This is a genomic window from Streptomyces sp. NPDC047841 (assembly GCF_040704085.1).
GTDB lineage: Bacteria > Actinomycetota > Actinomycetes > Streptomycetales > Streptomycetaceae > Streptomyces > Streptomyces argyrophylli.
This window is the reverse complement of the sequence record NZ_JBEYRP010000030.1, coordinates 1-11,883: the sequence shown is the minus strand read 5'-3', so window position 1 is coordinate 11,883 and position 11,883 is coordinate 1. Positions and strand designations below refer to the sequence as shown.

The 11,883-nt window shown below is 72.9% G+C and carries 11 protein-coding genes; 3 read left to right on the top strand and 8 right to left on the bottom strand.

All coding sequences use genetic code 11. The features are described from left to right. Window position 1: 1 nt before the first annotated feature. From AB0947_RS35425 to AB0947_RS35390, 8 genes are read right to left on the bottom strand one after another with little or no spacing between them, the layout of a single operon-like run. A complete protein-coding gene (locus AB0947_RS35425) occupies window positions 2–1,291 on the bottom strand; it encodes a methylaspartate mutase (RefSeq protein WP_366754485.1) in 1,290 nt (429 codons plus the stop codon). Further along, window positions 1,288–1,740 (bottom strand): cobalamin-dependent protein, encoded by a 453-nt coding sequence (locus tag AB0947_RS35420; RefSeq protein ID WP_366754484.1) that lies wholly within the window; start codon window positions 1,738–1,740, stop codon window positions 1,288–1,290. Before AB0947_RS35420 ends, AB0947_RS35425 begins: the two co-directional genes overlap by 4 nt. Then, window positions 1,740–2,978 (bottom strand): type III PLP-dependent enzyme, encoded by a 1,239-nt coding sequence (locus AB0947_RS35415; protein ID WP_366754483.1) that lies wholly within the window; start codon window positions 2,976–2,978, stop codon window positions 1,740–1,742. The genes AB0947_RS35420 and AB0947_RS35415 overlap by 1 nt, the downstream gene beginning before the upstream one ends. Next, complete coding sequence (locus tag AB0947_RS35410; RefSeq protein ID WP_366754482.1) at window positions 2,975–4,501, bottom strand: AMP-binding protein; 1,527 nt, start codon at window positions 4,499–4,501, stop codon at window positions 2,975–2,977. Before AB0947_RS35410 ends, AB0947_RS35415 begins: the two co-directional genes overlap by 4 nt. Next, complete coding sequence (locus tag AB0947_RS35405; RefSeq protein WP_366754521.1) at window positions 4,498–6,060, bottom strand: amino acid adenylation domain-containing protein; 1,563 nt, start codon at window positions 6,058–6,060, stop codon at window positions 4,498–4,500. The genes AB0947_RS35410 and AB0947_RS35405 overlap by 4 nt, the downstream gene beginning before the upstream one ends. Before the next feature lie 25 nt (window positions 6,061–6,085). Next, complete coding sequence (locus AB0947_RS35400; protein ID WP_366754481.1) at window positions 6,086–6,337, bottom strand: phosphopantetheine-binding protein; 252 nt, start codon at window positions 6,335–6,337, stop codon at window positions 6,086–6,088. A gap of 26 nt (window positions 6,338–6,363) precedes the next feature. Beyond that, entirely contained in the window at window positions 6,364–7,299 is a 936-nt protein-coding gene (locus AB0947_RS35395) for an acyltransferase domain-containing protein (RefSeq protein WP_366754480.1), read from the bottom strand. Window positions 7,300–7,336: 37 nt separating this feature from the next. Then, window positions 7,337–8,233 carry a proline iminopeptidase-family hydrolase gene (locus AB0947_RS35390; RefSeq protein WP_366754479.1) on the bottom strand — a complete coding sequence of 299 codons (897 nt, stop codon included), beginning with the start codon at window positions 8,231–8,233 and terminating at the stop codon, window positions 7,337–7,339. Window positions 8,234–9,070: 837 nt separating this feature from the next. Here AB0947_RS35390 and AB0947_RS35385 point away from each other — a divergent pair. From AB0947_RS35385 to AB0947_RS35375, 3 genes are read left to right on the top strand one after another with little or no spacing between them, the layout of a single operon-like run. Continuing rightward, window positions 9,071–10,303, top strand: a complete 1,233-nt coding sequence (locus tag AB0947_RS35385; protein ID WP_366754520.1) for a cytochrome P450 — start codon at window positions 9,071–9,073, stop codon at window positions 10,301–10,303. A 58-nt stretch (window positions 10,304–10,361) separates the two neighbouring features. After that, complete coding sequence (locus AB0947_RS35380; RefSeq protein ID WP_366754478.1) at window positions 10,362–11,597, top strand: cytochrome P450; 1,236 nt, start codon at window positions 10,362–10,364, stop codon at window positions 11,595–11,597. Window positions 11,598–11,623: 26 nt separating this feature from the next. Then, entirely contained in the window at window positions 11,624–11,815 is a 192-nt protein-coding gene (locus AB0947_RS35375) for a ferredoxin (RefSeq protein ID WP_366754477.1), read from the top strand. The last annotated feature ends 68 nt before the right edge of the window (window positions 11,816–11,883 follow it).

The window sequence follows — 11,883 nt, the reverse complement described above, 5'->3', positions numbered from 1 at the left end:
CTTAAGCACCCCTAGGGGCCGGCACCTCGACCGGCGATCTGTCCCCGGGGTGGTGCCGGTCGAACGAACGGCGCACATAGGACAGCGAGTCGAGCAGGTCCGCGGAGGTGATGGCCCGGGCCGGGCGTACGTCGGCGACACCGTTCAGCGGCATCCTGCCGATGTCGGACCAGCACAGCCGGCCGTCCGCGGCGATGTAACTCCGGCTGAATCCGGCGTTGTCCGGATGCAGACAGTAGGGAACGTCGAGAAGTCCCCTGGCGAACGCCGTGAGCAGCGCGGCGCCGAGGTCGTCGTCCAGCTCCAGTACGGCGTTCACCAGCGCCGACGCCTCGGCGTAGGTCTGGGTGGCGGTGCCGTCGAGCGGGGCGCGGGGCGTACGCGCGGCGACGGTCGCGGCGTATTCGAGGGCGGCGACGTTCTCCTCGACCGACGGAATGCGGCGGGATTCCGCGACGGTTTTCACGATGAGCCGTTCGGAGCCGCTGGCGACGGCGAGTTCGGCGGCTTTCCCGAGCAGCCGGTAGGCGCCTTGCTCGGTTTCCGGGAACAGCCCCATGTAGGCGTAGACGACGACGTGCCATTCGGTGTCCGGCAGCAGTCGCGCGCACAGGCTGCGCAATGCGGCCACGGCTTCGGCGTCCTGGCCCGGGTCGGTCTGCTGGGCGTAACTCACGGAAATGCTGCGGATGCCGTGCCGGCGGAAGAACAGTGCCTCCAGCACGCTGACCGCGACGAGCAGGGCGGGCGGGCAGAGCTGGCCGAGGACGCAGCCGCCGAAGGTCTCCAGGTGCGGTTCGCCGCCCGAGTCCCGCTGGGCGGCTAGCAGTTCGCAGGAGACGGCCCAGTGCGCGACGGACTCGCGCAGCGGGACCCGGCCGTAGGGCAGGCAGTAGGAGACCGGTCCGCCCTCGGAGGCGTCGAGTCCGACGGCCGTCAGCGCCCGGAAGATGTCCTGCGGCGCGGCCGAGCCGTGCCGGACCTGGACCGGGAAGTCGGGTCCGTGGATCCCGTCGAGGACGTTCAGGGTCGTGGTCGTCTCGTGGCTCACGATCGGGTAACCGTTGAGGGCGACGCCCTCCAGGACGGCCAGTCCGGCCGACTCCAGGTCGCCGACCCGGGTGTAGCTGTCCAGGGTGATCGTGCCGACGGTGGTCGCCGCGGCGCCCCGGGTGGCGAGCAGCCCGGCCCGCATCCGTGCCGGGCTGCTCATCCCCATCCGGGGCTGGACCACCAGGTGGCCGGCGTCGTGAGCCCGGCGCACGAACGCGCCGAACCCGACGCCGGTCACACCAGGGCCCGCTGCGGCAGCGTGTCGAGCATCCGCCGGAAGGCGGCGACGCCCTCGGCGCTGTCGTCGAACACCGCGTCGTAGCCGGCGGCGCGCAGCGCGGCCACCTCGTCGTCGCCGCAGGGGCCGGCGATGCCGAGCTTGCCGCCGATGACGGCGGGCACACCGGCGAGTTCCGGCTGTTCGCGCAGCCGGGTGACGGTGCGCATGCCGTCGTGGTAGCCGTGGCCGTTGACGCTGCTGATCACGATGAGGGCCGGGCGGTGCGCGAGGGCCTCGCTGATGAGCAGGTCCTCGGGGACGCAGGGGCCGAGGTTGACCACGCGGTGCCCGTGCTCCTCCAGGAGGAGCTGGAGGTAGACGAGGTTCCAGGTGTGGGAGTCGGAGATGCCGCCGGCCACGAGCACGGGCTGGTCGCCGGGGGCGGGGGCGGTCGGGAAGGGGCTCATCACAGGGCCTGTCCGTGGTCGTAGGTGCGGGTGTGCTGGATGCGGGAGACGGAGACGAGGGCGTCGCCGCGGACGACGATCTCGGCGGGTGCGGGCCGGCCGAGGAACATCAGCAGGCTGGCCGTGGGGCCGTAGGCGCCGGCGTTGGGCACGGTGAGCACGTCGCCCGGTGCGAGGTCGGGCAGCGGGACGTTCCGGCCCAGCAGGTCGCCCGGGGTGCACAGGGGCCCGGCGAGGCTCGCGGGGGTGCCGTCCGCGCCGACGGACTCGTGCGGTTCGACGGACACGGGCAGGATGCGGCCGAGTCCGGACATGCCGCCGAAGGTGTTGATGCCGGCGTCGAGGACGAGGTAGCGGGTGTCGCGGCTGTCCTTGACGTTGACGACGGAGGTCAGCAGGGTGCCGCTGTCGGCGACCAGGTAGCGGCCGGACTCGCAGGCGATCCGCGGGGCGCCGTCCCGCCAGCCGGGGAAGTGCTCGTCCAGTGCCTCGGCGAGGGCGTCGCGGAGCCCGCCGTAGACGGGCCGCTCGCCCTGCACGGCGTAGGGCGCGGCGAACCCGCCGCCGATGTCGAGGAAGCGGAAGGCGACGCCGAGGGCGTCCTGGAGGGCGGCGGCGGTGGCGATGGTGTGGCGGAACTCGGCGACGAGGCTGGCCTCGTCCTTGGCGTTGCTCAGCGGGAAGAAGTGGAGTCCGGCGATGCTGGTGCCGGGTACCTCGCGCAGTGCGGCGGCGAGGCCGGGCAGGGTCTCGCTGTCGAAGCCGAACTGCGAGGGGACGCCGGTCATGCGGATGCTGGTGGCGGCGGCGCCGGTGGCGTTGTTGACCCGGATCAGGCAGTCGGCGGTGACGCCGAGTCCGAGCGCGGTCTCGCCGACGCGGCACAGGTCGCCGTAGGACTCGGTGGAGAACAGGCGGACACCGCGCGTCAGCGCCTCGGTCAGTTCCCCGGTGGTCTTGCCGGGGCCGGTGTAGAGGATCCGGTCGCCGGGGAAGCCGGCCCGCAGGGCCGCGTCGAGTTCGCCGACGGAGCTGATCTCGGCACGGCAGCCGCGGGCGCCGCCGGAGCGCAGCTCGCGCAGCAGTTCGGGGTGCGGGTTGGCCTTGGCGGCGTAGAACACCTCGACCTCGTCGGGCAGCGCGGCGAACAGGTCGTCGCGGGCCGCCGCCACCCGGTCCAGGTCGTACACGTAGGACGGGGTGCCGAAGCGTTCGGCCAGCTCGGTGGGGCCGGTCACGGGGTGGTTCCTTCCAGGAGGCGGGCGAGCTGCTTGCGGTCGTGCTTGCCGTGCGGGGTCAGCGGCAGCTCGGCCACGACGCGGCTCACGCCGGGCACCTTGGCGGGCTCCAGCCGCAGGGACAGCTCCTTCAGCAGGGTGTGCGGGTCGATGTCGCCCTCGGCGAACACCGCGAGGTCGCGGCCGGGGGCGGGCGGCAGGACGGCGGCGGCGCGGACGCCGGGGACGTCGGTGGCGGCGCTCTCGATCTCGGTGGTGCTCATGCGCACGCCCTTGTGCTTGAACATGTCGTCGCGGCGGCCCTCGTAGTACAGGAAGCCGTCCTCGTCCACATGGCCGAAGTCGCCGGTGTGCAGCCGCAGTCCGCCGCCGGGCGCGGGCCGGAAGGCGCGTGCGGTCTGTTCCGGCGCGCGCCAGTAGCCGGGCATGACGTGCGGGCCCTCGACCACGATCTCGCCGGTCTGCCACGGCGGCAGCGCGTTGCCGTCGTCGTCCACGACGAAGGCGCGGGTGCCGGGCAGCGGGCGGCCGACCGAGTCCGGTTTGGCGTCCTGGTGGGCGGGCGGCAGCACGGAGACGCGCTTGCACTCGGTCTGCCCGAACTGGATGACCACCTCGGCGCCGGGGAACGCGGTGCGCAGCCCGTCGGCGGTGGACTTCGGCAGCGCGGCACCGGTGTTGGTGAACATGCGCACCCGGGACTCCCGGCCGGGTTCGCGTTCGGCGAGGGCGCAGATCATGGTGGCCAGGGACGGCACGATGGGCACGATGGTGGCGCCGGTCTCGCGGATGCGGCGCAGCAGCACCAGGTCGGACTCGCCGTCGGCGAGCACGATCTCGCAGCGGCCGGCCGCGGTGAGCAGCACCTTGTACAGGCCGTAGTCCCAGGAGATGGGGAAGCGGCAGAACACCACGTCGTCGGGGCGGTAGCCGAGTTCCAGGTTGATGGCCTCGGTGGCGAAGACCATCCGGCCGTGCGGGCAGATGACCGCCTTCGGGGCGGCGGTGGAGCCGGAGGTGTAGACGAGGACGGCGATGTCCTCGGGGTCGACGTCCGCTCCGCCGGAGCGGGCGCCCCGCACCCGCAGCGCGGTGATCTCCCGCCACGCCTCGCCGAGGCCGAGGACCGGTACGCCGCCGGCGAGGGCGGTGATCCGGTCGACGGCGGGGTCGCTGACGACGACCAGCGCGGGGTCGGCGTTCTCGGCGACCGACCGCAGGTGGTAGTCCTTCATGCCGGTGTTGACGGGGACCAGGACGGCGCCCCGGCGCGCGGTGCCGTACAGCAGCGCGACCAGTTCGCGGGTGCTGGGCAGCTGGACGAGGACCCGGTCGCCGTGGCCGATGCCGCGCTCTTCCAGCCAGGCGTCGACGGCGTGGCTGTGGGCGGCGAGTTCCCGGTAGGTCCAGCGGCCCGTGCCGTCGGTGACCGCCGGGGCGTCGGGGCGCTCGGCGGTGGCCTCGTCGAGCAGGTCGTGGACCCGGGCGTCGGTACGGGCCTGGGCTGTGGGTTGACCGTTCACTGCGACTCCTGCCGCCTTTCGTGTGTGCGTCCCGCCCCGGTGGCCTGCCGCATGGCCGTGGCCTGGGAGGCGAGCTTCCTGCGGTCGGTCTTGCGGTTGGAGTTGAGCGGGAGCGCGTCCAGGTGGTGGAAGGCGCGCGGGACGACCCCGGCCGGCAGCAGCTCCCGCAGGTGCCGGGCGAGCCGGGACGGTGGCAGGGGCTCGCCGGTGTGGAAGACGGCCAGTTCCACCGTGCCGTCCACGGGCACCGCCACGGTCACGGCGTCCTCGACGCCCGGGCAGGTGCGCACGGCGGCGTCCACCTCGGCGAGTTCCATCCGCACGCCGTGCACCTGGACCTGGGCGTCCTGGCGGCCGAGGTAGAGCCAGCCGCCGTCACCGGCGCGCCGGACGCGGTCGCCGGTGCGGTAGAAGCGGTGGCCGTCGTGCTCCAGGAACCGTCCGGTGTCGTCGGCCGGGTCGAGGTAGCCGGGGGTCAACTGGGGCCCGGCGACGCACAGTTCGCCCTCGTCCCCGGCGGTGGGCGCGCCGGCGGGGTCCAGCAGCAGCGTCGCGTGGCCGGGGTGGACGGCGCCGATGGGCACCATGTCGTTCAGGTACCGGCCGGGCGTCCAGCGGTGCGCGGTGACGGTGATGGTGAGTTCGGTGGGGCCGTACAGGTTCTCCAGGGTGGCGCCCGGTGCGGCGGCGGCCCAGTCCTCGGCGTCCTTGCAGCTGAGCGCCTCCCCCGCGAAGAAGCTCCACCGCAGCGACGGCAGCGCGCCCGGCGCGAGCCCGCCGGTGCGGCGCACCAGGGTGATCGCGCTGGGCGTGGAGAACCACACGGTCATCCGCTGCTCGGCCACGAACTCCGGCAGGTGCGCGTACGCCCGTGCCGGGACCGGTACGACTGCGGCGCCGGCGCCCCAGGCGCAGAACAGGTCGAACATCGCGCAGTCGAAGTTGAGGTCGAAGGTCTGCGAGAAGACGTCGTGCGGCCCGAAGTCGTAGCGCTCGTCGAGCAGGCGGAAGTAGTGCGCGGTGTTGGCGTGGGTGACCGGAACGCCCTTGGGCCGGCCGGTGGAGCCGGAGGTGAACAGCACGTAGGCGATGTCGGAGGGCCGGGCCGGCAGGGGCGCCTTGAGGGCGCTGTCCGGGTCGACGGCGAGCGCCGGCATGGGGTGCCCGCCGGGCGCGAACAGGGTCGGCAGGGTGACACCGGCCTCGTGCAGCGCGGTCAGGGCGGGCAGGGCGTCGTCGTCGGCGAGCAGCGCGCCGACCCCGGCGGCCTCGATCATCTGCCGGGTGCGGGCCGCGGGGAAGGCCGGCTGGAGGGGTACGACGGTGACACCGCTGTACAGGCCGGCCAGCAGGGCCGCGTACGCCGTGGGTCCCTTGCCGGCGAGCACCCCCACGGCGGGCTGCCGCCCGGGAAGCCCGGCCAGCAGCGAGCCGGCCAGGAGCAGGGCGCGTTCGTGCAGTTCGCGGTAGGTGAGCTCGACGCCGTCGGCGCGCAGCGCGGGCCGGTCCGGGGCGAGGGCCAGGCCGCGCGCGAACCGGCCGGACAGCGTGCCGTCCATGGTGGGGTGCACGGTGGCCGTCCCGTCAGCTCGCGGTGCTCTGGAGCATGCTGTGCACGGTGTCCCACAGCACGCCGGCGGTGCGGAAGGTGTCCATGGTCAGCGCGCTGTCGCGGAAGCGGACCTGGTAGTCCTCCTCCAGCGTGCCGAGGAGCTGGACGGTGCCGAGCGAGTCCAGGCCGAGGTCCTTCAGGTCGGATTCCGGCGTCAGCTCCTCCTGCGGCGGAAGGAACGGCAGGAAGGGGCGGAGTATCTGTTCGAACCGGTCGTCCCACATGGGTGCCTCCAACGTGTCGGGTGGGGTCAGGCGGCGCGCGAGCGGCGCCGGGGGGTCATCGCCAGCCGCGGCTGCGCGGCGACGACGTCGAACTGGCGGGTCGTGCTGGGAACCCGGCCGAAGAGGCTGTCGGGCCCGGCGACGCACAGGCGGCGGACGCCCGCGTCCTTGAGGGCCGTGGTGACGCTCGGCCAGTTCATCGCGTGGTCGAAGCCGTCGAGCAGCATGGTGCGCAGTTCCTCGCCGGTGTGCAGCAGCCTGCCGTCCTGGTCGGCGACGACGGGCAGCTCGGGGTCGGCGAAGGTGTAGCGGGACACCACCTCGCGCGCGGCCTTGTCGCGCAGTGAACGGAAGGCCGAGGCGTGCATGGGGGGCCGCATGGTGTACAGCGGGAGGCTGCCGATGGCGCGCAGCCGCTGCTGCATCCACTCCACGCGGTGCTCGGACAGGGACAGCATGTAGAAGCCGTCGTCGACGTGGCAGGAGATCTCGTGCCACTCCCCCTCCGCGTCGAGGTCGGCGAGGATCGCGTCGAGTCCGTCGCGGGGGGCGCGGACGAAGGACAGGGTGACCTTGTCCTGGTGCTCCTCGGCGAAGTACTCCTCCAGGCAGCGGGCGATCTCGGCGGTCAGCCGGATCGCGTCGGGCAGCTCCAGGGCGCCGGACCAGGCGAGGGCGGCCTTCTCGCCGAAGCTGGGCCCGGCGACGATGCCGGGTTCCACGCCGAGGTGGTCCCGGGCCCAGTGGGCGCAGGCCAGGCAGTTGACGAGGAAGGCGACCTGGGCGGCCTCGGAGTAGTCGCCCGGGGAGGTCCGGAAGGCGTCCACGAGCGAATAGCCGAGTGCCTCGTCGGCGACGGCGACCAGGTCCCGGGCGAAGGGGTTGGCCACCATGAACCTGCCGACCTCGGCGAACGGGACGGGGCCCATGCCGGGGAAGACGAGCGCGGTGTCGTGTGCCATGGCGGGTTCTCCGCCCCCTTTCACGGACGCGTGGATGTCACAGGCTCTTGAGGAAGTCGGTCATCACCGCGAAGAACCGTTCCGGTTCCTCCAGGTGCGGGAGGTGGCTGGATTCCTCGAAGATCTCCCAGCGCGCTCCGGGGATGCCGTCCTGGTACGGCTGGACGACGGCCGGCGTCGCCTCGTCGTGGCGGCCGCTGATCAGCAGGGTCGGCGTGCGGACGCGGTGCAGGTCTTCGACGATCGACCAGTCCTTGAGAGAGCCGATGACGTGGAACTCGTTGGGTCCGTTCATGGCGTAGTAGACGGTCGGGTCGTTGTAGATCTCCATGAAGGAGGACAGGAAGTCCCGGGGCCAGGGCGTCACGCGGCACACATGGCGGTCGTAGAAGACCCGCATCGCGGCCAGGTACTCCTCGCTGTCGTAGGTGCCGGCGGCCTCGTGCCGCAGCAGCGCCTCCTGCACGTCCGGCGGCAGCTCCGCGCGCAGGCGGGCCATCTCCTGGAGCCAGATCGGGTACGAGGCGGGCGCGTTGGCGATGACCAGTCCCCGCAGACCGGCCGGGGCGGTCATGGCGTGCCGGGCGCACAGGGGGCCGCCCCAGGACTGGCCGAACAGCACGTAGTCGTCGCCGATCCCCAACTGCTCCACCAGGTTGGCGAGTTCCCTCTCGAACAGCTCGACGGTCCAGAACTCGGCGCCCTTGTCGGGCAGATGGGTGGAGCCGCCGTTGCCGAGCTGGTCGTAGTGGACGACGGGCCAGCCGTCCTCGGCGAGCCGGGCCAGCGGCAGCAGGTAGTCGTGGGTGCTGCCGGGGCCGCCGTGCACGGTGACGACCGCCGGGCGTCCCGCGCCGAGTTCACCGGTCACCCGGTACCAGGTCCGGTACTCCCCGAAGGGGACGGTGCCCTTCGCGCTGGGATCCGGGGACACGCTGATCACCTCTGCTCGGCTGCGGGACGTCGGCGGCGGCCGGGGACGGGACGCCGGCCGGGACCGGGAGAGCCGGGGCGGCGGGGTCCGTACCCCTGTCCGGTCCGCGGTGCCTCTGCCCGTGTTCCGCAGCCGACGCTAACCGCCGCCGCGTCGCCGCCGGACCCCTAACCGCCCCTAGGCGGGGTCCGTCCGGGAGGGCGGTGCCTAGGGGGTCGCCGGGCGGCGGGGCGACGGCCGTCCGCGAGCCGCGGCGTGCCCCAAGGAACCGGACCGTGCGGCTCCGCGCGACCGGATGAGCGGCGGGGTGAGCGCCGGGGTGAGCGCCGGGACGCGCGCCCCCGGCCGGCACGTCCCGGCGCCCGTCGGATGCCTGCCCACGCGGAGCGCGCCCACCCTGCGGTACCCCGCCGGCGGCGAGCTCACCCACACGGAAGGCGCCCGCCCTCGGCCACGACCCGCCCACCACCGGAAGCGAACTCACCCCAACCGACCGCGTCCGCCCTTGCCCACGGCCCCCACACCACCCAGCAGCCGGCCCACCCACACAGACCGCGCCCACCTCCCCCAGGGCCGGTGCATCGCCGAGCGGCATGGCCGTCCACGGTGGGCGCCCGCAGCGGGTCCCGTCGCCGGGAGCCGCAGCCGTCCCCGGCCGTGGGCCGCCTCGCGCGCACCCGCATGTCACGGGCAGCGGTGCCTAGGGGCGCCTAGGGGTTGGGGCCCCGGTCGTGGCTGCTTAGCGTGCGAGGGGCGGCTGACAGCGCCGCACCGGCGCCGGGCCCGGACCCGCTCCGATACCGGCGTGTCCCGCTCCCTCCGTGCGATGAGGACATGATGACTGCACCTGCCGAACCGGCCGACGGGGCCGCGCTGCCGCAGTTCCCGATGCGGCGGGCCTGCCCCTTCAGCCCGCCGGCCGCCTATGCCGACCTGCGCGAGACCGAGCCGGTCTCCCGGGCCCGGCTGAAGGTGAACGGCAAGCCCGCCTGGCTGGTCACCCGCCACGACCTGTACAAGAAGATCCTGGGCGACTCCCGGGTCAGCGCCAACCTGAAGCTGCCCGGATATCCCCTCCAGGTGCCGGTCCCGGAGGAGACGCTCCAGTCGGTGCCGCTGACCTTCCTCTCCATGGACCCGCCGGACCACACCGTGCAACGCCGCATGCTGGCGCCGGAGTTCAGCGTCCGCAGGATGCGCGAGCTGCGCGACCGGGTGCAGCAGATCGTGGACCAGCAGATCGACCAGATGCTCGCCAAGGGCGCGGACGGTCCGGTCGACCTGGTCACCGCGCTGGCGCTGCCGGTGCCGTCCCTCGTCATCTGCGAACTGCTCGGCGTGCCCTACGAGGACCACGGCCGGTTCGAGGAGTGGGCGTGGGCCATCATGAACCACGACATCAGCGACGAGGACCGGGGCCTGGCGCACTACGAGCTGGACCGGTACGTGGACGGGCTGGTCACCGCCAAGGAGAGCGAGCCCGGCGACGACATGATCAGCCGGCTGATCGAGTTCAACCGGCAGACGCCGGCGGTGGAGCACTCCGACATCGTCAGCATGTCCAAGCTGATGCTGGTCACCGGGCACGAGACCACCGCCAACATGATCGCCCTGGGTGTGCTGGCCCTGCTGGAGCACCCCGAGCAGCTCGCCGCCCTGCGCGAGGAGCCCGAGCTGATGCCGAAGGCGGTGGAGGAGCTGCTGCGCTTCTTCTCCATCTCCGACGCGGGCACCGCCCGGGTCGCCCTGGAGGACATCGAGCTCGGCGGGGTGACCATCCGGGCCGGCGAGGGCATCCTGCCGCTGAACAACGCGGCCAACCACGACGAGCGGGTGTTCCCCGACCCCGACCGCCTCGACGTGCGGCGCGAGGCCCGCAGCCACCTGGCGTTCGGCTACGGCGTCCACCAGTGCATCGGGCAGAACCTGGCGCGCATGGAGCTGGACGTCGTGTACTCGACGCTGCTGCGGCGCGTGCCGACGCTGCGCCTGGCCGCCCCGGTCGAGGAGCTGCGGTTCAAGGACGACGCGATCGTCTACGGCCTGTACGAGCTGCCCGTCACCTGGTGACACCGCGACCCCGCCCCCGTACCCCGCTTCCGTCACCGACACGTTCCGAAAGGCAGCCATGACCCAGTCCGCCGACGCCCTGCCCGAGACGGATGAGCCGCTCCAGCGGTTCCCGATGCGGCGCACCTGCCCGTTCAGCGAGCCGCGCGAGTACGCCCGGATGCGCGCGGAGGAACCCGTCTCGCGCGCCGCGTTGAAGGTGAACGGCAAGCCGGCCTGGCTGGTCACCCGGCACGAGGACGTCCGGCAGGTGCTGGGCGACAGCCGGGTGAGCTCCAACCTGAAACTGCCGGGCTACCCGCACCAGTTCCACATCCCCGAGGAGATGCTGGCACAGGTCCGGCTGATGATGCTCAACATGGACCCGCCGGAGCACACCGCCCAGCGGCGCATGCTCATACCGGAGTTCACCGCGCGGCGGGTGAGGGAGCTGCGCCCGCGCATCCAGCAGATCGTGGACGAGCACGTCGACGCGATGCTGGCGAAGGGCGGCCCGGTGGACCTGGTCACCGCGCTCGCGCTGCCGGTGCCGTCCCTCGTCATCTGCGAACTGCTCGGCGTGCCCTACGAGGACCACGCGCAGTTCGAGGAGTGGTCGGCGGCGATGATGAACCACGATCTGAGCCCGGCGGAGTACGGGGCGGCGGTGCAGGCCCTGGACGCGTACCTCGACAAGCTCGTCACCCTCAAGGAGAACGAGCCGGGCGACGACCTCATCAGCCGGTTCCTGGAGAAGAACCGCGCCGAGCAGGTCGCCGACCACGCCGACGTGGTGACGATGGCCCGGCTGATGCTGGTCGGCGGCCATGAGACGACGGCCAACATGATCGCCCTGGGGGTGCTGGCCCTGCTCCAGCACCCCGAGCAGATGGCGGCGCTGCGGGACGACCCCGCGCTCCTGCCCAACGCCATCGAGGAGCTGCTGCGGGTGTTCTCCATCTCGGACTCCGGCACGGCACGGGTGGCGGTGGACGACATCGAGGTCGGCGGCGTCACCATCCGCGCCGGCGAGGGCATCCTCGCCCTGAACAACGCCGCCAACCACGACGAGTCCGTCTTCCCCGACCCGGGCACCCTCGACATCCGCCGCAAGGAGGCCCGCAGCCACCTGGCGTTCGGCTACGGCATCCACCAGTGCATCGGCGCCAACCTGGCCCGGGTGGAGCTGGAGACGGTCTACGGCACGCTGCTGCGCCGCGTCCCGGGCCTGCGGCTGGCGGCCGAGCCGGAGGAACTGCGCTTCAAGGACGACGCCATGGTCTACGGCGTCTACGAACTCCCCGTCACCTGGTGACGGCCGACCCGAACGGAGTCCCCCTCATGCGTGTCACCGCCGACCGGGACCGGTGCGTGGGCTCGGGCCAGTGCGCGATGCTCAGCCCCGAGGTGTTCGACCAGGACGACGACGGCCTCGTCCTGGTGCTGCGGGAGGAGCCGGCCGCGGATCACCACGAGTCGGTCCACCAGGCCGCCGACCTGTGCCCGGCGCAGTCGATCCGCGTGCACGGCTGAACGTCCGCCGGCCGCCGGTACGACGCGGGCCTCGGGGGTGGCTGCCACCTCCGAGGCCCGCGTCGTAC